The organism is Thermoactinomyces sp. FSL K6-2592, assembly GCF_038006465.1.
Classification (GTDB): Bacteria; Bacillota; Bacilli; order Thermoactinomycetales; family Thermoactinomycetaceae; genus Thermoactinomyces; species Thermoactinomyces vulgaris.
Map to the genome: position 1 here is coordinate 869094 of NZ_JBBOVH010000001.1, position 24129 is coordinate 893222.

General features: G+C 48.9%; 23 protein-coding genes and 1 other annotated feature. Of the genes, 16 read left to right on the forward strand and 7 right to left on the reverse strand.

The genetic code is table 11. From position 1 onward, the window contains the following. Positions 1-89 precede the first annotated feature (89 nt). Positions 90-1649: an acyl-CoA synthetase gene (locus NYE37_RS04680; protein WP_232335454.1), complete on the forward strand. Its 1560-nt coding sequence runs from the start codon at positions 90-92 to the stop codon at positions 1647-1649. Positions 1650-1708: 59 nt separating this feature from the next. After that, the gene (locus NYE37_RS04685; RefSeq protein ID WP_121874173.1) at positions 1709-2242 is read left to right on the forward strand and encodes a hypothetical protein; all 534 of its coding nucleotides are present in this window, start codon (positions 1709-1711) and stop codon (positions 2240-2242) included. 120 nt (positions 2243-2362) lie between these two features. Here NYE37_RS04685 and NYE37_RS04690 read toward each other — a convergent pair whose 3' ends face one another. Then, the gene (locus NYE37_RS04690) at positions 2363-2692 is read right to left on the reverse strand and encodes a hypothetical protein (protein WP_037995515.1); all 330 of its coding nucleotides are present in this window, start codon (positions 2690-2692) and stop codon (positions 2363-2365) included. An 86-nt stretch (positions 2693-2778) separates the two neighbouring features. Between NYE37_RS04690 and NYE37_RS04695 the strand changes: the two genes are divergently transcribed. Together NYE37_RS04695 and NYE37_RS04700 are read left to right on the forward strand one after the other, a co-directional pair. Beyond that, positions 2779-3912: a S8 family peptidase gene (locus tag NYE37_RS04695; RefSeq protein ID WP_121874174.1), complete on the forward strand. Its 1134-nt coding sequence runs from the start codon at positions 2779-2781 to the stop codon at positions 3910-3912. A 119-nt stretch (positions 3913-4031) separates the two neighbouring features. Next, positions 4032-6005 carry a peptidoglycan D,D-transpeptidase FtsI family protein gene (locus NYE37_RS04700; protein ID WP_037995514.1) on the forward strand — a complete coding sequence of 658 codons (1974 nt, stop codon included), beginning with the start codon at positions 4032-4034 and terminating at the stop codon, positions 6003-6005. Positions 6006-6157: 152 nt separating this feature from the next. Here NYE37_RS04700 and NYE37_RS04705 read toward each other — a convergent pair whose 3' ends face one another. Next, a complete protein-coding gene (locus NYE37_RS04705) occupies positions 6158-6448 on the reverse strand; it encodes a gamma-type small acid-soluble spore protein (RefSeq protein WP_082813516.1) in 291 nt (96 codons plus the stop codon). Positions 6449-6549: 101 nt separating this feature from the next. On the opposite strand from NYE37_RS04705, the gene asd reads away from it, so the two are divergent. From asd to NYE37_RS04730, 5 genes are all read left to right on the forward strand, one after another. Beyond that, on the forward strand, positions 6550-7419 hold the full coding sequence (gene asd / locus NYE37_RS04710; RefSeq protein ID WP_340711840.1) for an archaetidylserine decarboxylase: 870 nt from the start codon (positions 6550-6552) through the stop codon (positions 7417-7419). Continuing rightward, the gene (locus NYE37_RS04715) at positions 7409-8017 is read left to right on the forward strand and encodes a rhomboid family intramembrane serine protease (RefSeq protein ID WP_340711841.1); all 609 of its coding nucleotides are present in this window, start codon (positions 7409-7411) and stop codon (positions 8015-8017) included. The genes asd and NYE37_RS04715 overlap by 11 nt, the downstream gene beginning before the upstream one ends. Positions 8018-8105: 88 nt before the next feature. Beyond that, the gene (locus NYE37_RS04720) at positions 8106-9338 is read left to right on the forward strand and encodes an MFS transporter (protein WP_340711842.1); all 1233 of its coding nucleotides are present in this window, start codon (positions 8106-8108) and stop codon (positions 9336-9338) included. A gap of 93 nt (positions 9339-9431) precedes the next feature. Next, a complete protein-coding gene (locus NYE37_RS04725; RefSeq protein ID WP_049720420.1) occupies positions 9432-9896 on the forward strand; it encodes a gamma-glutamylcyclotransferase family protein in 465 nt (154 codons plus the stop codon). A gap of 23 nt (positions 9897-9919) precedes the next feature. After that, positions 9920-11287: an aldehyde dehydrogenase gene (locus NYE37_RS04730; protein WP_340711843.1), complete on the forward strand. Its 1368-nt coding sequence runs from the start codon at positions 9920-9922 to the stop codon at positions 11285-11287. A 62-nt stretch (positions 11288-11349) separates the two neighbouring features. Here NYE37_RS04730 and NYE37_RS04735 read toward each other — a convergent pair whose 3' ends face one another. After that, positions 11350-12393: an oxidoreductase gene (locus NYE37_RS04735; protein WP_340711844.1), complete on the reverse strand. Its 1044-nt coding sequence runs from the start codon at positions 12391-12393 to the stop codon at positions 11350-11352. Between the two features lie 22 nt (positions 12394-12415). Beyond that, the gene (locus NYE37_RS04740) at positions 12416-13828 is read right to left on the reverse strand and encodes an amidase (protein WP_062843110.1); all 1413 of its coding nucleotides are present in this window, start codon (positions 13826-13828) and stop codon (positions 12416-12418) included. A gap of 206 nt (positions 13829-14034) precedes the next feature. Here NYE37_RS04740 and NYE37_RS04745 point away from each other — a divergent pair, with 206 nt between their 5' ends. Then, positions 14035-15021 (forward strand): 2-hydroxyacid dehydrogenase, encoded by a 987-nt coding sequence (locus tag NYE37_RS04745; RefSeq protein ID WP_340711845.1) that lies wholly within the window; start codon positions 14035-14037, stop codon positions 15019-15021. A 291-nt stretch (positions 15022-15312) separates the two neighbouring features. Next, positions 15313-15789: a transcription elongation factor GreA gene (greA, locus tag NYE37_RS04750; protein WP_037996774.1), complete on the forward strand. Its 477-nt coding sequence runs from the start codon at positions 15313-15315 to the stop codon at positions 15787-15789. 49 nt (positions 15790-15838) lie between these two features. On the opposite strand, the gene NYE37_RS04755 is transcribed toward greA, so the two are convergent. Together NYE37_RS04755 and NYE37_RS04760 are read right to left on the reverse strand one after the other, a co-directional pair. Continuing rightward, positions 15839-16213, reverse strand: coding sequence for a group I truncated hemoglobin (locus NYE37_RS04755; RefSeq protein WP_037996772.1), 375 nt, complete (start codon positions 16211-16213; stop codon positions 15839-15841). 234 nt (positions 16214-16447) lie between these two features. Next, entirely contained in the window at positions 16448-16624 is a 177-nt protein-coding gene (locus tag NYE37_RS04760) for a hypothetical protein (protein ID WP_340711846.1), read from the reverse strand. Between the two features lie 162 nt (positions 16625-16786). On the opposite strand from NYE37_RS04760, the gene NYE37_RS04765 reads away from it, so the two are divergent. From NYE37_RS04765 to tkt, 4 genes are all read left to right on the forward strand, one after another. After that, positions 16787-17152: a hypothetical protein gene (locus NYE37_RS04765; RefSeq protein ID WP_037996769.1), complete on the forward strand. Its 366-nt coding sequence runs from the start codon at positions 16787-16789 to the stop codon at positions 17150-17152. A 113-nt stretch (positions 17153-17265) separates the two neighbouring features. Beyond that, complete coding sequence (locus tag NYE37_RS04770) at positions 17266-19419, forward strand: RelA/SpoT family protein (RefSeq protein WP_037996766.1); 2154 nt, start codon at positions 17266-17268, stop codon at positions 19417-19419. Between the two features lie 21 nt (positions 19420-19440). Next, a complete protein-coding gene (dtd, locus tag NYE37_RS04775) occupies positions 19441-19890 on the forward strand; it encodes a D-aminoacyl-tRNA deacylase (protein WP_037996763.1) in 450 nt (149 codons plus the stop codon). 59 nt (positions 19891-19949) lie between these two features. Beyond that, entirely contained in the window at positions 19950-21956 is a 2007-nt protein-coding gene (gene tkt, locus NYE37_RS04780) for a transketolase (protein ID WP_138614891.1), read from the forward strand. Positions 21957-22010: 54 nt separating this feature from the next. Here tkt and NYE37_RS04785 read toward each other — a convergent pair whose 3' ends face one another. Continuing rightward, the gene (locus NYE37_RS04785) at positions 22011-22391 is read right to left on the reverse strand and encodes a DUF423 domain-containing protein (protein WP_037996759.1); all 381 of its coding nucleotides are present in this window, start codon (positions 22389-22391) and stop codon (positions 22011-22013) included. Positions 22392-22530: 139 nt separating this feature from the next. Next, positions 22531-22769, forward strand: a binding site (T-box leader). 70 nt (positions 22770-22839) lie between these two features. Between NYE37_RS04785 and hisS the strand changes: the two genes are divergently transcribed. Next, positions 22840-24129, forward strand: a complete 1290-nt coding sequence (hisS, locus tag NYE37_RS04790; RefSeq protein ID WP_037996757.1) for a histidine--tRNA ligase — start codon at positions 22840-22842, stop codon at positions 24127-24129.

Genomic DNA, 24129 nt, shown 5'->3' on the forward strand with positions numbered 1-24129 from the left:
TTGTTTTATTCAAATTCTTTACTTTTTAGCGAAAAGTGTTTATTTTATAAACAATAGTTGCAATTATGAGAGATTGGGAGGGGATTTGGATGGCGAAACTTTACAATTTGACACAAGATATTGACCGCCATGCCCAAAGCGGCAAGGAAGCGATCCGCTGGGTCAACGCAGAGGGGAAAAGACGTTCGTTTTCTTATTCTGAATTAAAAGAGAGATCAGATCGTTTGGCCAAAGGGATGGTGGAGCTCGGACTGGACAAGGGAGACCGGGTCATGATTTTATTGCCGCGAATCCCTGAGGCTTACCTATCATACATAGCGTGCTTAAAAGCCGGATTGGTGGTGATTCCGGGATCGGAAATGTTAAGGGCCAGCGACATTGCCTACCGGCTTCGCCATTCCGGTGCGAAAGCGGTGATTGCCCATGCTTCACTTGCGGAACGGGTGGAAGAGGCGGAAAAACAATCTCAATCATTGCACAGCCGGCTGATTCACGGAGAGGAACGGGATGGCTGGAAACCTCTTTTATCCTTAAATGGAAGCGCTTTAACGGAACTCCCGGAAACCACCGAAGAGGATATGGCCTTTTTGTCTTACACATCGGGAACCACCGGCAATCCCAAAGGTGTGATCCATCACCACAGTTGGGCGATTGCCCATCAAAAGACGGCGACCGAAGCCTGGCTGGACATACAGACGGATGATGTGGTCTGGGCCACTGCCAGCCCGGGATGGGCCAAATGGATTTGGAGCCCGTTTGTATCCACTTTGGGAGCCGGGGCGACGGCGTTTGTATATCACGGGACGTTTGATGCCAAAACGTATCTGGAGCTCCTGCAGGATGAAAAAATCAATGTGCTTTGCTGTACCCCCACCGAGTATCGCATGATGGCGAAACTGGACAACTTAAAGGATTATCAGTTGTACTTGAGAAGCGCAGTCAGCGCCGGGGAACCCTTAAACCGGGAAGTGATTCAGGTCTTCCAAACCCATTTCGGGATCCGGGTGCGGGACGGTTACGGCCAGACCGAAAACACACTGTTGGTGGCCACCATGAAAGATATGGAAACCAAACAAGGTTCCATGGGCAAACCGACTCCCGGCAACAAGGTGGCCATTATCAACGACGAAGGAAAAGAAGTCCCGGCAGGGGAAGTGGGGCATATTGCGGTTCATCGTTCCTCACCGGCTTTGTTTAAAGGGTATTATCAGGATCCGGAAAGAACCCGGCAAGCATTTATTGGTGATTGGTACCTGACCGGAGACCGGGCAAGAAAAGATGAAGACGGATATTTCTGGTTTGAAGGCCGGGCGGATGATATTATTATCAGCTCTGGATACACCATCGGCCCCTTTGAGGTGGAGGACGCCTTGGTCAAGCACCCTGCCGTGAAAGAGTGTGCGGTGGTGGCCAGTCCGCATGAAGTGAGGGGGTCGATTGTCAAAGCGTTTGTGGTTTTGAAAGAAGGATTTTCCCCATCCGAAGAGCTGATCCAAAAGTTGCAAGATCATGTCAAAAAGATAACGGCTCCTTACAAATATCCGCGGGAAATCGAGTTTGTCGGCCACTTGCCCAAAACAGCCAGCGGAAAAATCCGCCGGGTCGAACTTCGGAATTTGGAAAAGCAAAGAAAACAGGCATCGTCTTGAAAGGATCAAAGCGCTTTCGGTATAATGAATGGGACTTGAATGGAAAAGGAGTCCATGAAATGAAGGTATTTGCGCATGGTTGCAATATCAACTTCCAGGAATCCGTCCGGGAAATGGTGATTTCCGATTGGAAGCGGCTTTTGGATAAAATGCTCGATCAGCAGGAAAAAACGCTTTTTGGGAAAATCGATCTTGAAGCAAAAGAAGTCAGGGTTTACGGCCGCTTGGAAAGCTTTGATTATGATGAGGAAGGGAACCGGTGCACGTTTTCTTTCCAATGCATGGATGAACCGAAGCAAGAGGAAGAGAACCGGAAGCTGGAAGATGTGTATTTGAGCCACGAAGCCAGCTTTGATATTGTGGATGAACAAGCTGGTCCCGTTCATTACCGGGTTTTATATATCACGTTTATGGATGAAGAGACGGGAGATGAAACCACTTATTTCTTTGCGGATGAAGATGGCGTCTTGGAACCGTTGGCTTGTGTGGCGGAATTTTGGCAGCAGGTATGGGAGTTGGGACGGGACATCGATTTTGAAATGTTTGGATGTTCGGTTTATGACATCAATCGCAAACCATGCGGTTGTGAATGAAATCACGGGATAAAGGGCAGAAGTCTTTGGACTTCTGCCCTTTTTTCGTTTTTTAGGTATATAACGTGTGACTTTGAACGGCTGTTTCATACAACTAAATCAACCGGAAAAAGCCATCGTTCACCATTTTCGCTTGTTTTTGAAGACCTCTTTAAACACGTTGCTGATGGCCGGAGTGTTCATGAGCTGAACCAGAAATTCATCAGAGCCGCTGCTTTCAGCGGATTGTTTGGAAACGGTTTTTTCTTTTTGGGGTTTGGTTTGGACTTGGTTCAACTTTGCGAGGGCAGAGATGAGTTCTTTTAAAACTTCTTTATCTGTCACCGCCAAGTTGACCGATTGCATAGCTTTCACGATGTCATCGAATTGTTTGATCCGTTTGGACAACAAGCCGGACCAGTTTTGGATTTCTTTCCAATAATCAAGAGAATCTTCCGGCTTTTTTTCCATCGTCGTACGCACCGCCTTTCAGGAGAAGGATTCGATGGAAATATATTCACAAAATTGTGAATCAGTGAAACCGGGGAGTGAAAATCATGGAATACACCAATGGTCTGCTCCCTTCTTCGGCAGAGAAGTGGAATGCGCGGCCGCCGCAAGGCATCCGGAAAATTTTTTACCTCCGCAGCGGCCATTCTTTGGACCGTTGTTTGAAGGGAATGAGATATTCAGGGGTCCGGCCGATTCGTTACTTGTCCCATTTGGGGATGATCATCGGGGAATACACCCGGCCTTCCCGCTCGCATAAACTGGAAGGAATCGAGTACTGGGAAAGCGACATCCGGATAACGATCACCGAACCTTATGTCGGAACATTGAGCACTCCTGTCAAGCAGGAAAATTTGCCTTGGGGAATTGAAAGAATCAAGGCACACAAGGCTTGGAAATGGAGTAAAGGAAGAGGGATACGGGTCGCTGTGATCGACACGGGCATTGCGGATGATCATCCGGCGATCCGTGACAATTACCGGGGTGGGATCAATATTCTCTCTCCTTACCATACCCCGAGGGATTATAACGGCCACGGCACGCATGTCGCAGGGATTATTGCCGGACGGACGGCAGAGGCCGGGATTGTGGGGGTTGCCCCGGAGACGCATATTTACGGGGTGAAGGCGTTTAACCGCAAAGGAAGTGCCAACCTTTCCGACTTATTGAGTGCGATCAACTGGTGCATCGAAAATAAAATGCATGTCATCAACATGAGCTTTGGCATGGACAAAGTCAGCGAATCCCTTCGCCATGCCATCCAGATTGCTCACCGGAAAGGGATTTTGATGGTTGCGGCGGCAGGGAATCAAGGAATGTCTTCCCGGATTGATTTTCCGGCCCGCTATCCGGAAACCATCGCGGTGACATCGATTTCGAAAAACGGGGAATTGTCGGTGTTTAGCAATATCAGCAAAGGAGTGGACATTGCCGCCCCGGGGGACCGGATCCTGTCTGCCTGGCTGAATCATTCCAAACGGGAGATGAGCGGGACTTCCATGGCGGTTCCCCATGTGACCGGAACCATTTCGCTCTTGTTGCATCTCAATCCGTATCTCAATCCGGAGCAAGTCCGTTACATTCTCACACAATCGGCGGAAAAGCACGATCACCTCAAGGAGATCGGCGCGTTGAATGCCTACGAGGTACTGCGGTTTTATCATAAGATCTACCGATATTAGGCCGGGTTTCCATTCAAAGAAAGGTTGGAAAAGAAAGATCGATTCCGGTGATTTTATGTTAAACTTATTATCGTGGTCAAAAGCGACAGCACCATATTGAAAAAGGATTGATCAAGGCGATGAAGAAGTCAAAGCAAAAAACAGGGGGCGCAGGGCTGGTTACCCAGCGTTTGCACATCCTGTGGTTCATTGTTGTTCTGCTCTTTGTCGCTGTGATATTGCGATTGGGTTGGATCCAGCTGGGCTCGGGAGAAAAATATCAACTGTTGGCCGAACAAAACAACTTCAAAAAAATCCCGATCGTTGCCTCAAGGGGGCAAATTTTTGACCGGAACGGTACGGAGCTTGTCGGGAATCAATCGCTGTTTGCCGCAATGTATATTGAACCGGATATCAGCAAAGAACAAAAATTGCAGACGGCAAAGAATCTGGCAAACACATTGGGGATGACCGTGAGCGAAGTCCTTGAAGCCATGGATGTCGGATTGGATGAAAAAGGAAACACCGTGATGCGCAAACAGCCCCCCTATTACCCGAAGAGCATCAAAGACCAATTGAGTGAGAAGGAAATTGTCAAAATCTCTGAAAACCCTGATCTTTTTCCCGGCGTGAATATTTTTTCCCAGCCGCTTCGCAAATACCGGACGGATACATTTGCCGTTCAAACCATCGGCTATGTCCGTCCGTTTGCCGGAGCAAAATCCTCGCTTTCCAGGTATAAAGATGCGGCGGAAAAAAAGGACCAAGGCGGTTACCTGGACTGGGAGCAAGTCGGAATTGACGGATTGGAATACACCTATCAGGATGAGCTCCGGGGAAAAAACGGTTATCGGCTGGTCCGGGTGAACTCCAGGGGAAAACTGGTTGAGGTGTTGAAAGAAGTTTATCCGAAATCGGGAAATCACTTGTATTTGACCCTGGATGAAAAAATGCAGCTGGATGCCGAAACATTTATCGAGCAACATTTGCGCCACTTGCGCACCACTTCCGGAAAAGACCGGGCACCGTATGCCAAAAATGCCTATGCCGTCGCCATGGAAGTCAAAACCGGAAAAATCCGGGCGATGGTCAGTTATCCGGACTATGATCCGGGGATTTGGAATCAAAAAGTGTCCCAAAAAGATTATCAAAATCTGAGTTATGTGATGAGAAACGGAACCATCACCGAAGCTCCTTATGATGCAAGGGGTGCGGCGAACCCGGAAAAAGAGATGCAAAAACATCCGCTGTCCGTTTTGCCGCCCGGATCCACTTTTAAGCCGCTCATGGTTTGGATGGGGTTGGAGAAAGGATTGATTTCGCCGAACACACACTGGGCCGATCCGGGAAAATATTATTATGCGAAAGCCACTCCCCCGGTGCGGAATTCCGGCGGGCACAATTACGGGATGTTAACTCCGGAAAAAGCGTTGCAAAAGTCTTCCAACACGTTTATGGCCTGGCTCGGTACCCGTTGGTATTGGAAAGAGAAGACGGAGGCGGTCCGCGAATTCCGTGAACTCACGCACCGCTTTGGTTTGGGGGTGAAAACGGGGGTTCCTTTAAAAGGAGAACAGGATGGATCGGAAGATTATCTTGTCACCGCCGAGAAATTCTCAGGTTTGGGCGCAATGGCTCTTTCTTCTTTTGGCCAAGCCCAACGGTACACCACGATGCAGTTGACCCAATATGCGGCGACGCTGGCGAACAAGGGGAAACGAATGAAGCCGCAACTGGTGGAAAAAGTGGTCAATCCCCATACGCGTGAAACCAAAGAGACCAAACCGGAAGTGTTAAACCAAACGGACATCAAGCCGGAACATTGGCAAACCGTTGTCAACGGCATGGTGAAAGTGACCAAGTCCGGCGGAACCGCCAGCGGACTGTTTGGCCATTTGCCCTTTGACGTTGCGGCAAAAACGGGTACGTCTGAACAAGACATTCCCGGCAGAGGCCGTGTGGAAAATTCCGTGTTTATTGCCTTTGCCCCGGCCGACGATCCGGAAATTGCGGTGGCTGTCGTTGTACCGGAAGGCGGATATGGTGCAGTGGCTGCCGGCCCGATTGCGGAGCGGTTGATCACTTCCTATTATGAGCAGTTTATGGCAAAGTGATCTGAAGCCGGCGGCGAGCCTGGCGGATAATTCCGTTTTCCGGTTCGTTTTGGGTAAAAGGATGGGTCGACCCTGAAACGGGTGATGTCAAGAAGAAAGAAAATCCCATCTACATCGCCGGTAGATGGGATTTCATCTTCTGATGAGGCCAATTATTGTTGTTGTTGGCCTTTTTTGGCTTGAGATTGCTGATTTTGTTGACGAACTTGTTGTGCATTGGTTTCGGAAGCAAACTCAGTTCCGAATTTACCAGCTTGTTGCCCTTGGCGTTGAGCTTGGCGAGCTTGTTGTTGCTGTTGTTGTTGTTGAGCTGCACCAGCTTGAGAAGCAAACTCGGTACCATATTTACCGGTTTGACGTTGAGCGGATTGCTGATTTTGCTGACGAACTTGTTGTGCATTGGTTTTGGATTCTTGCGGTCCAAAGTTTTTGTTGTTCATCATTCGTTCACCTCCCGTTAACTATGGTGTCCCCTTATGGAGCAATTATGTTTACCGTTTTTTTCCTGTTCGTTTGAAATTGAATGAACCCATAGGAGGCGCACATGAAACAGAGATATTTACAATGGGTTTTGAAATATCTTCCGAAAAGAACCATATCCCGGTGGATGGGGAAGCTTGCCCGGCAGCCGTGGAGCCGCAGGTTGATTCCCATCTACATCCGGTATTTTCGAGTCGATCTCACACCTGTAAAAAAGCCTGTTCACGAATTTGAAAATCTGCTTGCCTTTTTTATCCGGGAATTGCGGCCGGATATGCGGCCGGTTGCCCGAGAAGATCATTTGATCATCAGTCCCGTGGATGGTACGATTTCGCAGGTTGGTGAGATAACAGAAGGAAAGTTGTTTCAGGCCAAAGGAATCACTTATTCTTTGGAAGAGTTGCTGGGACATCAGAAAAAATATGTCGAGTCTTTTTTTGGCGGTCGTTTTATGACCATTTATCTGAGTCCGAGCGATTACCATCGCTTTCATATGCCGTTGGACGGCAAAATTCACGCTTGTACTCATTTGCCCGGCGAATTGTATCCGGTGAATCCGATGGTGGTAAATTGTATGAAAGGCATTTTTGTTATAAATGAGCGTTTGATTTCTTACATTGATTCCATGGATTGCGGAAAAGTGGCGATGGTCAAAGTTGGCGCAACCAACGTGGGGAGCATCAAAGTTTCCTACGACCGGAATATTGCCACCAACCAGAAGGCGAAAAAGGAATCTTTCCAAACGTACGATCCGGCTTTTTCCTTTAAAAAAGGCGAGGAATTGGGTTGGTTTGAATTCGGATCCACCGTCATCCTGTTGTTTGAACCCAATCAGATCGACTGGATGAATTATTGTGTCCCGGGTGCAAAAGTCCAAATGGGACAAGCCGTGGCACGGATTATAAAAAACGGAGGGGAGGCCATTGAACCATAGACGCGTCATCATCCCCTTGCATCAGTTTCCGCGTATGTTTCCAGTGGTGACCAGCATTTTAATCATTCAAGCCATCGTGTTTTTCTTTTTTTTGATATCGGGCCATCAGCATCACCCGATGCAATGGGTTCAGTTTGGAGCCATTGTGCAATGGCGTGTGGAAGAAGGGGAATTTTGGCGATTGCTTTTTTCTTTGTTTTTGCATGTGAACCTTTTCCAATGGCTGATGGTGTCTTTTACCATTTATTTGTTGGCTCCGCAGTTGGAATGGCTGTTTGGAAGAAGTGTTTTTTTGCTTCTCTTTTTGGTGACTGGCATGATCGGCAACTGGGGAATTTGCTGGATGGATTTCCAAGGGATTTATACAGGTGCGACGGAAGCTGTTTTTGGCTTAATGGGGGTTTACTTATATCTGCTTTTGCGTGGCATCATTCATCCCTTATTCGGAAGAGCCATGATCTTGTTGATTGTTTTGAGCCTGGCTTTGGACCATGCATTTTTGTTTGCGCATATTTTGGCTTTGCTTGCGGGGTTTGTCATGGCCATGGTGATTATTCAAATCAAACAATTCACAGCACGAAACAAGAGTGGTTTTTAAGGATTTCGGGACAGGCGGAAAAAGTCTGTCCTTTTTTGTTTTGTGGTAAAAAATCCGGGCTTGGATAAGCTAATACCGGTGATGGGTGATGCAAATCTTAAACATGGACCGGATGGACCGGGAAGCATGGCTTCTTTTGTTGACCAGCACCCTTTTTTTTATGGCCACTTCTCTGTCCAGCACTTTTGTGAATGTATACCTCTTTAAAATGGAAGAAGATTGGGTTTTCATCAGCATGTTTAATCTCATCCAGTACTTGACGACTGCGGTCACTTTTGCGCTGGGAGGCTGGCTGATCAAAAAACGGGACCGGGTGATGGCGATCCGGTTGGGGGTTGCGGTTCTGGCCTTTTTTTATCTCAGTGTATGGTGGTTGGGCGCCCGGTCGGTTGACTGGTTCGCCGCGCTCGGTGTCATCTTGGGGATGGGTTCCGGTTTTTATTGGCTGGCTTTCCATGTAATGTATTTCGAGATCACGGAAAAGGAGAACCGGGATATTTTTAACGGCCTTCACGGTTTCTGCACATCCGTGGGAGGAATCGTGGCCCCTTTTGTATCCGGGTTCCTGATCAGTCAGATGGGGGAGCTGAAGGGATACCGGCTGATTTTTGGCATTTCGTTGATCATCTTTTTATGCGCCGTTTTGGCCAGCTTTTTTTTCCGTTCCCGAAAAGCCCGGGGAAACTATCAATTGCACTCGGTTTTAGCTTTGGCACGGGATCGGGATACGGATTGGTTTTGGGTGAATTTGGCCATGATCGGCCAGGGGTTTCGCGAAGGGGTTTTTGCTTTTTTGCTTGGTTTGCTCTTTTTTGTCATTGTGAAGAGTGAATTGGCGCTGGGAAGTTTCTACACGGTTTCCTCCGCGATGTCCTGTCTTTCCTTCTTTATTGTCAGTCGCTATCTGAGGCCGGATTTGCGAAACCGTTACATGCTGGTCGGCGCCTGGATGATGGGATTGGCTGCGGTGCCGTTTGTTTTTCAAACCAATGAATGGACGATCTGGATCCTGGGGGTGATCGTTTCCCTGTTTTATCCTTTATACCTGTCCCCGATGACTTCCGTTGTCTTTGATGTGATCGGTCAATCCAGGGAAACCGCCAAGTACCGGGTGGAATATGTGGTTTCCAGGGAAATGGCATTAAATTTGGGACGCATAGCCGGTGTTTTGTTGTTTGTGGGATGGGTTCAATATTCGACGTCCCTTTCGTCGATCCGGTGGTTTGTTTTAGCCATCAGCTTTGTCCCGATTTTTGCATGGTGGGCGATGCGAAAGATTCCGGTACCAAAGCGCGTGGAAAACCACGCCCGGAGGATGTGAAAGACAGGACATCCTCAATGGATTTAACATTTCTGAATATATCAATTATTTTTGATTTGATACAATAAAAGAAAGCAAGGGAGGGGGGCCGGATTGATCCTTTACTTTGCTTACGGTTCGTGCATGGATGAATTGAGTTTCAAGCGGACAGTGGGCGAAAACGGGTATAAACTCATGGGCAGAGCCGTTTTGCCGGATTTTCGGTTGGCTTTTACCTTGTACAGCCCGAACCGGAAAGGAGGGGTTGCGGATATTCTTTGGTCTCCGGGTGAAACAGTGGAAGGGATCCTGTATCAGTTGAACCCGAAGGCACTGCCGGATCTGGATGAACGGGAAGGGGTGAGCCGCGGGCGATACAAGCGGATCCAAGTGAATGTCTGCCATCAGGGGAAAAAGAAGATGGCGATGACTTACACGGTGGTGAAGAAAGAAAGCAAAGAGGTTTGCCCGCATCCGTCATACTTGAAAGAAATCATGCGGGGAGCCGGAAGGTTGAGTCGGGAATATCAGGAGCAATTGCGAAAGGCATGCAAGGAACGGTTTGGCATTTTCGTGTAACCGGAAAAAGGGAGGGGAAACGGATGGATTTGTCCGAATTGGTCCGGAGGCAAAAAGCTTTTTTTTACAGTGGGAAAACCAGGGAGCTTTCGTTTCGGTTGAACAACTTGCAAAAACTGCTGGATGCGGTGAAAAGGTATGAGCCGGATATCCTGACGGCATTGAAAAGAGATTTAAACAAGTCGGAGTATGAAGCCTATGTGATGGAAATTATGGTGATCAAAGAAGAAATCAAATGGATGAAAAAGAATTTGCGCAAGTGGGCAAAGCGGCGCAGGGTCAAAACTCCGCTGGTTTTATTCGGCGCCCGGAGTTATGTTTATCCGGAACCTTATGGCGTCAATTTGATTATTGGTCCGTGGAATTATCCGGTTCAATTGATTTTGTGCCCGTTGACGGGTGCCGTTGCGGCCGGGAATTGTGCCGTGATCAAACCGTCGGAATATACCCCGCATACCTCCAAAGTATTAAAGCAAATGATTGAAGGAATATTTGATCCGGAATATGTGGCTGTGGTCGAAGGGGAGGCGGAAACAGCCCAAGCATTGATCCGGGAGCCTTTTGACCATATTTTCTTCACGGGGAGTGTGGCCGTCGGCCGATCCGTCATGGAGAGTGCAGCCAAATCATTGACCCCGGTGACCTTGGAGCTGGGCGGCAAAAGCCCGGTGATTGTCAGTCCAGACTGTAATCTGGAGTTGACTGCCCGCCGGATTGTCTGGGGCAAGTTTACCAATGCCGGGCAAACTTGTGTGGCGCCGGACTATGTGTATGTTCCAGAAGAGATCAAAGAGGCCCTTTTGAATCGGATGAAAGAGGAGATCAAGCGTTTTTACGGGGAGAATCCGCTGGAAAATCCGGATTATACACGGATTGTGTCCGAAAAGCATTTCCATCGGTTGCAGTCCTTTCTGGCACCGGACCGTATTGTCGTTGGCGGCAAAAGCGATCCAAAGTCGCTTAAGATTGAACCGACCATCCTGGATCCCGTTTCTTGGGAAGATCCCGTCATGCAGGAAGAAATTTTCGGCCCGGTCTTGCCGGTGTTGACCTATTGCAAGCTGGAAGAAGTGATCCAAACCATCCGGCAGAAACCGAAACCGCTTGCACTCTATGTGTTTGCAGAAAACAAAAACGTGCAGGAAAAAGTGATTGCTTCCTTGCCTTTCGGCGGGGGATGCGTCAATGACACGCTGATGCATGTCGGAACCCCGCATCTGCCCTTCGGGGGAGTGGGCCCCAGCGGGATCGGAAGGTATCACGGTAAATACAGTTTTGATTGTTTCTCCCACCAGAAGGGAATGATAAAACAAACCACGCGGTTTGATATGGCTTTACGTTATCCTTATGTGAGAAGCGGTTTGAAATGGATCCGGAGATTGACAAGATAAAAACCGCGGAAGCGGGGAAGAGGGTTCCCTGCTTCTGCGGTTTTTTTGTCGGTCGCCTACGTTTACAAATCAATCCGCCGGCCTTCCCGGTGGCTTTGGATGACGGCTTCAATGATGCGGATGGTTTCACGGGCTTCTTCGGCGGTCACGGGCGGCCGGGAGCCGGTGCGGATGGCTTCGGCCAGCTTTTGATAATACATTTCATAGCAGCCGGCAAGAGAAGGAATGGTCGCCGAAATTTCCAATCCGTCCTTTTCGTAAACCGCTTTTAAATAGTGTTCCGGACATTCTTTGCCCCATTCGGGGGCATGGGGGGTCAGGCCGTTTTTCAATTGCTCTTCTTGCGGATCCATCCCGTATTTAATCAAAGTTCCCTGCCTTCCGTGTATTTCGTAACGGGGACCCGGCGATTTCACCAGACAGCCGGCTTCCAGCCGGACCCTCAAACCGGATTCATAGCCGAGAACCAGGTGAAAGGCGTCCGTGGTTTGCGCCTGCGGGCGTTGTTTGAACAACTCCGCGGATACGAATTGAGGCAACCCGAATAAGACCAATGCCTGATCGACCAAATGGGAACCCAAGTCATAGAGCAATCCGGAGCCGGGAAGATCCCATTCGCGCCACCGGTCTTTGACTTGCGGGCGGAACCGGTGAAAATGGGCATGATAAGTGTGAACCGTTCCGATCAATTCTTGACTCAGGCATTTTTGGACGGTCAAAAAATCGCTGTCAAAACGACGGTTTTGGTAGACGCTTAAGATGCGGTTTTGCTTTCGGGCGAGTTGAATCAGTTCATCGGCTTCTTCGGTGCGAATGACAAAAGGTTTTTCCACCACCACATGTTTGCCGGCCGCCAGCGCTTCTTTGGCATAGGGATAATGGGTTTCATTGGGGGATGTGATAATGACCAGTTCCAATTCGGGATCGTTGAGCATCTCCTCCAATGTTCCGGTAATTTCTGCTTCCGGGAGCGATTGTTTGACCACTTCGGGTTTGGAAGAAAGGACTTTGGTCAATTTCAGGGCCGGTACGGCCTGAATGACCGGCGCATGAAAAGTGGACCCGGAAAAACCAAAGCCGATCAGTCCCGTCTGAATGGGTTTCATATGAAAACACTTCCTTTGCTGCTTAAGAATCATAGTGTGTGGCCCGACGATAGCCTCGAAAACGGGTTTCCAGCTCCGTACCCAGCCGGAACAAAGCATCTTCCTGTCCAGGGATGGTCACCAGCTGATAAGCAACTGGCAGGTGTTCTTCACTTTCCCCGATGGGAATGGTGAGGGAACACAGTCCGTATGTGTTGGCATACGTGATAAACTGCAGGTATTTAAAAATCGTTTTCCGGATGGAAAAGAGTTCGCGGTAAAGTTCACCATGCTTCAGGGCCGGGCTGTGATAAACAGGCAAAACCAAGATGCGTTGTTTTAGAAAATCATACACTTCCATTTTCGTTTTTTTCCACCGGATGAGCAAGTCTTTCCATTCCCGGGGGGAGGGTTTGAGAAATTCAGCGGCCAAAAGAGCCCAGGTCAAATAGTGGTGATAACGGGGCTTGAGGCCGGTTTTGGATTTGAGCCAATCCCAAAACACTTGTCCGATATGGTCAAACTCGGTCTGCTGGAGAAAGGATCGGGCGCCGTCAAAAGTCATGATCCAAAACCACGTTTGTGTCGAGTCCGAAAAGTGAGGCGGGAGGGTCCGGTCGATGGGGAAATCTTGTTTTAAAAAGGAATGGATTTGGTCATACAGTTGCCTGGTTGTAGTGTTGACAGGAGTGAAAAAACAAAGATCAGGCACCGACAGGGTGTACTCGGAGAGATTTTGGCTTGGAGACGGTTTTCCGGCGATAATTTCATGGATCAATTGGGCATCGGCGACGGATTTGGAAAGGGCGCCGATTCCCAGCATATTTTGCTGCAAGGGATGAGCCAGCTTTGGAAACAATCCTTCATCCGGCACTTGATTCATACCGGACTTGAAACCGATCACTCCATTGAAATGGGCCGGAAACCGGATGGATCCCCCGATGTCGGCTCCGATGCCGACCGCAGCTCCGCCCGCGGCAATCAGTGCACCTTCCCCTCCGCTGGATCCCCCGCATGACCTGGACAAATTCCACGGGTTATTGGTGCGGCCATAAAGAAGATTATCGGTTTCTTGGCAGAAGCAGAGTGAAGGTGTGTTGGTTTTGGTAAGGATAATGGCTCCTTCTTTTTTCAAACGCCGGACAACTTCGGCATCGCACGGCCGGGGAGCGGAAGCATGGCGGGGAAGGCCTCCTGAGGTGACCGTTCCTTTGACGAAAAAAGATTCTTTCATGCTGACCGGGACACCGGCCAACCGCCCTTTCAAACCTTGACTCTTGATTTCCCGGGCTTCTTTCAACGCGTCATCCCACCGGGTTTCAACAACGGCATTCAAATGCGGATTGATTTTTTGAATGTGGTGATAATAAGTTCGCAAAACCTCTTCCACATCCCAGGTTCCCTTTTTTAATTCCCTGGACAAGATCGTTGCATCCATGTTCAGGATTTCTTTCATTGAATTCCCCCTGTATGGAGTCAGAGTATTCTGTTATTATTATATCATTGTTGCTCACAGGGAGGGTGTGGACGCATGGAAGAAAACGGAAAATATTTCGGGGATTCTTGGAAAGATTAGCAGGGAAAAAAGGTTTATTGGTCGAATATTATAGAGATTGAAAATGCAGTTATGGTACCTTTGCATGATGAACAGGAGGAAGATCATTGGGTCACCGTGTTTTTGTTACAAGTTTGATCAACCAACATTATTTATCCAAATTAAAAGAGTATATGGAAGTGGAACTGAATCCGATGAACCGGCAATTGACACAGTCGGAAATCATGCAATTCGCCAAGGATAAAGATGCCCTTTTATGTACGGTGTCCGATGAAATTAATTCAGAGGTGATGGATGCTTGCCCCCGGTTAAAAATCATCAGCAACTATGGGGTTGGATACAACAATATTGATTTGGAAGCTGCGACATCGTCCGGGGTCATCGTGACGAACACGCCGGGTGTGTTGACCGATGCAACCGCGGATTTGACGTGGGCACTGTTGCTTGATGTGGCCCGCCGTGTGTCGGAAGGAGACCGGTTGGTCCGGTTCGGGGAATGGAAGGGATGGGAACCCGGGTTTTTGCTGGGGACGGAGGTGACCGGAAAAACCCTGGGAATCATCGGTATGGGGCGAATCGGCCAAGCCGTGGCATATCGGGCGCGGGCTTTTCATATGAATGTGATCTATCACTCACGCACACGCTTGTCTTCTGAAGAAGAGCAGAAGCTGGGGGTCCGGTGGAGTTCATTTTTTGATCTGCTGGAAGAAGCCGATTTCGTTTCGCTGCACGCCCCTTACACTCCGGAGACGCACCGCTTGATCGGGCGACAGGCGCTGAAAAAAATGAAAAAAAGTGCGTATCTCATTAATACCGCACGAGGTTCTCTGGTGGATGAACGGGCATTGGCCGAAGCGTTGCGGAATCAAGAAATTGCCGGAGCGGCGCTGGATGTTTACGAAAGGGAACCGGAAGTTCCGGCAGAGCTCAAAGAAATGGAAAACGTTGTGCTGGCTCCCCATATGGGAAGTGCCACCGTCGAAACGAGAGAAGCGATGGCCCGCTTGGCCGTGGAAAACTTGATCTGCTTCTTTAAAGGGAGGCGTCCGCCGCATGTTGTCAACACCCGGGTCTGGGAAGAGCTTTACGGGTAATTTTGACAAGGTGGTGGCTAAAAGAAAAAAGTTTGGTTCTTTACTTGGAGGAAGAAATAAAATGTGTTAATATATTCCTCAGTTTAATTTCGTGGTTTGATTCTTGGCTTCGGCCAATCAAGTTCAGCGTTGAATCGCAAGGTGAAATCGCTTACAACCACCGTTTGACGGGATTGAAACTTCATAAAATGCTTGTGAATAAGAGAATGGGATCAGAAGACTGGCGGTGGATCGCCGGGGAACACAAGCGATGAGAAGAGCTTGTGTTGTATTAAAGGAGGATGAGTTAGCATGTCGCAAAATAAAGAAGTTTATTTGACAGAAGAAGGGCTCGAAAAGGTAAAAGAAGAGCTGGAATATTTAAGAACGGAAAAGCGCCAACAAGTCGCCCAACGGTTAAAAGAAGCCATTGCCCAAGGGGACCTGAGCGAAAACTCCGAATATGACGCAGCCAAAGAAGAACAAGCTTTTGTGGAGTCCCGTATCATTACGCTTGAAAACATGATCCGCAACGCAAAAATCATTGATGCGGCCAATCAGGATAAAAACGTGGTGAACGTGGGAAGCAAAGTGACGATTGAAGAACAGCCGGACGGGGATCGCGAGACCTATACGATTGTGGGAAGCGCCGAATCCGACCCTGCTTCTTTCAAAATTTCCAATGAATCCCCGATCGGGAAAGAGTTGATCGGCAAAAAAGTGGGCGAAATCGTCAATGTTTCCACTCCGTCCGGAACCATTCAGTTTAAAATCATTGAAATTGAATAAGAGGATTCTTAACATAAATAACAGGGAAGCGGCCGGTGCCGCTTCCCTGTTATTTATTAATGATATGTGGCTTTACACTGCGCAGAAATGCCTCGATTTTGGCGATATCACCCAGACCCACATTGTATTTCCTCAGCGAACTGTTTAAATGTTTGATGGCGATTTCATATTCTTCCGAGGTGATGTTCAAACCGGTATGGGCTTCTCTCAGGGTTGCTTTGTCGTAGAGCGGGGTCCCGCTTATGGCATAGCTCATGAAGTTGGTGATTTGTTTCTGCCGCAATTGTTCGATGTTGACACCGATAAAATGATGGTTGACCCGGTCATCCTGCATCATCCGGTTGAAAAATTCCGCAATCACTGCTGCAATGGCCTGTTCTCCGCCCAGGCGTTCATAGAGAGTGCTTTTGGTACTTCTTAACATAAAACATCCTCCGTTCGTAGGGGAGAAAAGTAAAAATTAACAAAAAATTTCATCGAATATATTTCCAGTGAAGCAATCCGTGCGATTAAACAAGATACATATAGGAAAAAATGGAATATATTTGCCGATTGGTTTCATAAGAAAAGTTTATTCGATTTTGAATGGGAGTGCAAATAAAAATAAAAATCTAAAAAAGCCCCATGAAAATGCATGGGGCTTTCTGAGCGGACCCGGTTACTTGGTGCGTTCGACATCCTCTGGTCCGGATTGGCTGTACATTTCCTGGATGGCACTCATGACTTTCCGGGTGGATTCATCCTCAAAAAACTCGGATGCAAATTCGGTTTGTTCCTGATCGCGCCGGGCTTTTGGTTTTTTCATTTTGTCTTGTTTTATTGGTTCTTCTTTCATTTGCTCACCTCCATATGGTAACAGATAATCTTAACCTGTCATTTTCAACGGATTTTATTCGGGAACCTGATTTCAACTGATGGAATTGCAGGAAACAGGAGATTGCATTATTATTGTTAAAAGATTATGTTTGAATTTTTTTATTAAGGAGAGAGGACGCGCGTGGAATCATTTCAGGAAGGATTCACATCATTTATCACGGGATTTTCGATCATATTGTTGATCGCAGTAGTGATTTGGATGATTGGGCTCGTTGTTTTGTTGTTTCGTGAGTTATTTTCACCGACCCGGTTGGATCTGCGTGATTATCTGTATAAAGTGTTGCGTATGCTGATTGTGAGCGTGGAGTGCACCATCTATGGCACTGTGGTCATCGCGCCCATCATGATGTATGTGACAGAAGAATATTTGCGGTACGGGATGATTACGGTCGCCGCTGTCATTTTGACCGTCATCAGTTTATATATCCGCAGCCAGACCGGAGGATGGGGCCGGTCCGGGATGTTCCGGATCCGCCGGCATAAATAAACCGATTGGGATCACCGATCGGTTTATTTCCTATATCTGCATTTCCCTTTACTTTCAAAGACCATTGAGTGATAATAGAAGGAAAACTTATTTTTTGTACGGATGTGAGAGGAATGCCGATCGATGCATTAGTCGACATTGCAGAATCGTATTTATCGAAAGAAGATGTGATGTGCCTGAAGGCGGCTTATGAATTTGCCGCCAAAGCGCATGAGGGACAAACCCGGAAATCCGGAGAGCCTTATATTCATCATCCGGTGGAAGTGGCCATCATTTTGGCGGAACTGAAGATGGATTTAACGACACTGATCGCCGCCCTGCTGCATGATGTGGTGGAAGACACCAGTGTCACTTTGGAAGAAGTGGAAGAAAAATTCGGGCCTGCTGTCGGGAAACTGGTGGATGGTCTGACCAAGTTGCGCAAACGCATGAAATTCAAGTCGAATCAGGAGCATCAAGCTGAAAACCACCGGAAAATGTTTGTGGCCATGGCCAAAGACATTCGCGTGATTTTGATCAAGTTGGCAGACCGTCTCCATAACATGAGAACGTTAAAATACATGCCCGAAAAGAAACAAAGGGAAAAGTCCAGGGAAACGCTGGAAATTTACGCCCCGCTTGCTCACCGGCTCGGGATTTCCAAGATCAAATGGGAATTGGAGGACACCGCTCTCCGTTATTTGAACCCGCAACAATATTACCGGATCGTGCATCTGATGAAGAAAAAAAGGGCGGAACGCGAACAATATCTGGATGAAATCATTTCGACGTTGTCCGAACGCCTGGAAGGTTCGGATGTCCCGGTGCTGGATATTTCCGGGCGCCCGAAGCATATATACAGCATTTATCGCAAGATGGTGACGCAAAACAAAGAATTCAATGAGATATATGATTTGATGGCGGTGCGGGTCATCGTCAACACGGTTCGGGATTGTTACACGGTGTTGGGAATCATTCATACGATTTGGAAGCCGATGCCCGGCCGTTTCAAAGATTACATTGCCATGCCGAAAGCCAATATGTATCAATCGTTGCACACGACGGTGATTGGTCCCAAAGGGGAGCCGATCGAGGTGCAAATCCGCACCATGAAAATGCATCGGACGGCTGAATACGGGATTGCGGCCCATTGGGCTTATAAAGAGGGAAGCACCATTGAAAACAGCAAGTTTGAAGAAAAGCTCAAATGGTTCCGTGAAATGATGGAGCTTCAGCAAGAAACGAAAGATGCGCTGGAGTTTGTGGAAAGCCTGAAGGTGGATTGGTTTTCGGATTCGGTCTTTGTGTTTACCCCCAAAGGGGATGTGATTGAGTTGCCGCAAGGCTCGGTTCCGCTCGATTTTGCCTACCGGATTCATACGGATATCGGCAATATGTGCATCGGGGCAAAGGTGAACGGAAAGATTGTCCCCTTGGATTATCAGCTTCACACGGGAGACATTGTCGAGATCCTTACTTCCAAGCACAGTTACGGCCCCAGCCAGGATTGGCTCAAAATCGTCAAATCCTCCAATGCACGCAATAAAATCCGCAGCTGGTTCAAAAAGCAAAGACGGGAAGAGAGCATTGCCAAAGGCCGCGAGATGGTGGAAGCGCTGCTGAAAAAACATGATTTTAAAGTGAGCGAAGTATTAACCAATGAACGCATTCAAGAAGTGACCCGGAAATTTAATTTTCAGGATCCGGATGACTTGTTTGCGGCCGTCGGATACGGGGGGATCACCACCGCACAGGTTGTGAACCGGTTAACAGACGGTCTCAAAGAGGAAGAACAACCGGTTATTCTGCCGGACGTGAAAACGATGCGTCACCGAAACCATAAGGCGGATCAGGGAGTCCGGGTCAAGGGTGTCGACAATCTGCTTATTCGCTTGTCCCGATGTTGCAATCCCGTTCCCGGGGACGATATTGCCGGATATGTGACACAAGGGCGCGGGGTCACGGTCCACCGGGCCGATTGCCCCAACCTGAATAATGTCCCGAAAGAGCGTAGAATCGAAGTGGAATGGGACAGCCAAACTTCCCAACATTATCAGGTCGACATCGAGGTCTCCGGATTTGACCGGCAAGGATTGTTGAATGAAGTGCTCCAGGTCATCAGCGACACCCAGACCAGTTTGTCGGCCGTCAGTGCCAAGGGGGACCGGCGCGGCATCGCTTCCATCCACATCCGGGTGGGAATCCAAAACATCAATCACTTGAAATCCGTGGTGGAACGGGTCAAAGGAGTTCGCGACATTTACAGCGTTCGTCGGATTATTCAATGAAAGCAAAGGACGGTGTCAGGCATGAAGGTGGTTTTGCAGCGGGTGAAAAATGCCAGTGTGACCGTGGATGGAGAGGTGACGGGAGCCATTGATCACGGGCTCCTGCTCCTTGTCGGCTTTAAAGAAGGGGATACGGAAGAGGATTTGCGCTATTTGGCCGACAAGGCGGTCCATCTCCGGATTTTTGAGGACGAGAGCGGGAAAATGAATCACTCATTGCTGGATGTGAAGGGTGCTATCCTTTCGGTATCCCAGTTTACATTGTACGGGGACTGCCGGAAGGGCCGGCGCCCCAATTTCATGCGCTCGGCCAAACCGGAAGTGGCAGAACCGTTGTACCGGCGCTTTAATGAAATTTTGAGAAGTTACGGGGTGCCGGTCGAAACCGGCGTTTTTGGCGCGATGATGGAAGTTTCTTTCACCAACGACGGGCCGGTCACTTTTATTTTGGAGAGCAAAGAAGCATCCTAAAAGAGACAGATATGTTATAATACCCGCTGAGTAATCAGTCAGATGAAAAAGGAGGATACATAGTGTCCAACGTGGATCAATTAGCTGTTAACACCATTCGTATGTTGTCGATTGATCAAATTGAAGAAGCAAATTCAGGACATCCGGGATTGCCGATGGGAGCAGCCCCGATGGCCTACGAACTTTGGGCAAAATATATGAAACACAATCCGAAAAATCCGAAATGGTTCAACCGCGACCGGTTTGTGTTGTCTGCCGGTCATGGCAGTGCCTTGCTGTACAGTCTCCTGCATTTGTTCGGATATCCGCTTTCCATCGATGATCTGAAAAATTTCCGCCAGTGGGGAAGTTTAACGCCGGGACATCCGGAAGCCAATTACACCCCCGGGGTGGAAGCGACCACAGGCCCGCTCGGACAAGGGATTTCCACGGCGGTCGGGATGGCGATGGCGGAAGCGCATTTGGCCGCACGTTTCAACCGTGACGGTTTGAATGTCGTGGACCATTACACCTATGTATTATGCAGCGACGGCGATCTGATGGAAGGGGTTTCGGCGGAAGCTGCATCGCTGGCGGGACATTTGCGTTTGGGCAAATTGATCGCCCTGTATGACTCCAACGATATTTCCCTGGATGGAGAATTGGCCCACGCCTTTACCGAAAGTGTGAAAAAACGCTATGAATCTTACGGCTGGCATTATCTCCTGGTGGAAGACGGAAATGATCTGGATGCCATCGGCAAAGCGATTGAAGAAGCGCAAAAAGTGACCGACCGCCCGACTTTGATTGAAGTGCGCACGATCATCGGGTATGGAAGCCCCAACCGGGCCGGCACTTCCGAAGTCCATGGAAAACCACTCGGCAAAGACGAAGTAGAGGCGGTGAAAAAAGAATACGGCTGGCCTTATGAAGAACCTTTTACGGTTCCGGCGGAAGTGCGGAAATACTTTGATGATCTCGCTTCCAAACTTGGTGAATCGGAAGCGGCATGGCAAGACTTGTTGAAACAGTATGAAGCCAAACACCCGGAACTGGCACGGGAGTTCCACCGGGTGATGAGAGGGGAACTGCCGGCAGATTGGGAACAACAATTGCCGAAGTTTACCACAGAGGACAAGCCGCTCGCCACCCGGGCCGCCTCCGGTCAAGCGTTGCAGGCCCTGGCCAAAGCGGTTCCGGAATTGATCGGCGGATCAGCGGATCTGGCTTCGTCCAACAATACCATGATGAAAGAAGAGGGCGTGTTCCATGCCGAAGATTACTCGGGAAGAAACATTTGGTTCGGTGTGCGCGAACATGCCATGGGTGCGGCTTTAAACGGAATGCTGCTCCACGGCGGGGTTCGGGCGTATGGCGGAACCTTCCTGGTCTTCTCCGATTATTTGCGGCCGTCCATCCGTCTTGCCGCTTTGTCCAAACTGCCTGTTGTTTATGTCTTTACGCATGACAGCATTGCAGTCGGGGAAGACGGACCGACACATGAACCGGTGGAACATGTTCCGTCTTTGCGTCTGATTCCGGGACTCAAGGTGATCCGTCCGGCGGATGCGAATGAAACGGTTGCCGCTTGGGCATATGCATTGAGCCAAAAAGAACATCCTGTTGCGCTTGTTTTGACGCGGCAAGGATTGCCGGTTCTGGAAGGAACAGTGGACAAAGACCGCACGGTGATTGAACGAGGGGCTTATGTCTTGTCCGAAGCCCAAGGCGGGAAACCGGAAGGCATCATCCTGGCCACCGGTTCTGAAGTGAGCCTGGCGGTTGAGGCACAACAAAAACTGGCTGAAAAAGGAATCCATGTCCGTGTTGTCAGCATGCCTTGCCGTGAATTGTTTGACGCACAGCCCGAGGATTACCGCGAATCGGTGTTGCCTTCCAACATCAAGGCACGCCTTGCGGTGGAAGCCGCTCATCCGATGGGATGGGATCATTATGTCGGCGACAACGGCGCAGTGATCGGCATCGATCGCTTCGGTGCATCGGCGCCTGGATCCCGGGTGATGAAAGAGTATGGTTTCCATGTGGATAATGTGGTCTCGCATATGGAAAATCTGTTGCGGGGCTGAACAAAAAATCCCTGTCACTGTCCTCAGTGGCAGGGATTTTTTTGGAACGTGTCCTTATTCGATGGCCATTTTGGCGGTGGCAACGGCAACCAAGATCCATCCGACAATGAAACAGACACCGCCAATCGGTGTAATCATGCCGAATTTGCTTACATTGGTCAAGACCAGCGTATACAAACTTCCGGAAAAGATGACGATGCCGGCAAACAAGAGCCAGCCGCCGATGTTCATTAATGACGAAGCTTGGCCTGCTTTGCTCATCAACAGGCCGACGGCAATCAATGCAAGGGCATGAATGATGTGATAATGAGCGCCTGTTTCCCAAGTTTGAAGCATTTTATCCGTTACCCTTGGAGCCAGTCCGTGAGCGCCAAAAGCCCCGATGGCCACCGCAAGAGCCATGTTGATGCTTCCCAGGATGACGAACACTTTCATGATGATCCCTCCTGTCCATCATTACCATACCATGATTCACGATTTCATCACACAGTGCAAAAGAAAAAAGATGGATCTTTTTCTTGACAAAAGCAATCTCCCTCATTAAAATCTTAAGATAAATCAACTTGAAATGGATATTTGCACGATGATGGGAAAAGTAACTGTCTGGCGAGCAACCAGAGAGGGGAATCCTGAGGCTGGAAGATTCCCTTTGTGACGGGGCAGTGAAAGACACCCGGAGTATCTAACCGAACGCCAATGTTGGCCAGTAGACTTAGACGTATCTCGGCGATAACGAGTATGAAAGCGGGAAACTCAAAGTTTCCAACTAGGGTGGCACCACGGGAATCGTTAAACCAATCTCTCGTCCCTGACAATAAGTCAGTGGCGGGAGATTTTTTAATTTGTAAATACGGAAAACGGGTGTTTAGGAGGGAATGCGTTCATGAAATATCAAGCATCGCCGAAATATTTTGTTCCGCGCGGAACGGACGATCTTCTGCCGGGTGAAGTGGAGAAATGGCAATGGATGGAAGAAACGGCGCGCAAGATTTGCCGCCTTTACGGTTTTCGGGAAATCCGCACTCCTTTGTTTGAACACACGGAGATTTATCAACGCGGGGTGGGGGAAGCGACCGATATCGTTGAAAAAGAAATGTACAGTTTTTATGACCGCGGCGAACGGGCGTTAACGCTTCGTCCGGAAGGAACGGCCGGAGTGGTCCGGTCTTTTGTGGAGAAGAAAGTGTTTGCCGATCCGCAACCGACGAAATGGTATTATATCGGGCCGATGTTCCGGTATGAAAATCCCCAGGCCGGAAGGAGACGCCAGTTTCACCAGTTCGGGGTGGAAGTGTTTGGAAGCGCGGATCCGGCGTTGGACGCGGAAGTGATTGCGCTCGGGATGCATTTTTATCAAGCGTTGGGACTGAAAGATGTCCGGGTTGAAATCAACAGCGTGGGTGATCAGGAAACGCGGGAACGGTACCGGAGGCGCCTGATCGATTATTTTGAGCCGGTAAAGGAATCGTTATCAAAAGAAGCCAGGGAACGCTTGTATAAAAACCCTCTGCGTATTTTGGACAGCAAAGATCCGAAAACCAAAGAGATTGCGATGGAGGCGCCGTCGATTTTGGACGATCTGAGTGAGCCGGCCCGGCAGCATTTTGAGCAAGTCAAGTCGTATTTGGATGTTTTAAAAATCCCGTATGTGATCAATGACCGTCTGGTGCGTGGCCTGGACTATTACACACACACCGCATTTGAGTTTATGGTGGATGTGCCGGGGGCGCAAGCGGGAACCATCGGCGGAGGCGGCCGGTATAACGGGCTGGTTGAAGAATTCGGCGGGCCGGAAATGCCCGGTTTTGGTTTTGGCATCGGGCTGGAGCGGGTGCTTCTTGCTTTGGAGGAGCAAAAGGTGGAAATACCCGTCGAAGACGGCATCGATTGTTATTTGATCACCATTGGGGAAAAAGCAAAAACAGCCGGTGCGAAATGGCTGAAAGCATTGAGGGAAGCCGGAATCGCCGCTGATCAGGACTATTTGGGCCGGAAAATGAAGGCGCAATTCAAAGCAGCGGACCGGAGCAATGCCCGCTTTGCCGTCATCTTGGGCGAAGACGAAATGGAGCAAGGCAGAATCAACGTCAAACACCTGGACTCCGGAGAACAGGAAACGATTGAGCTTGAACAATTGATTCCATATATCAAAGCAAACATCAGGAGGAGATAA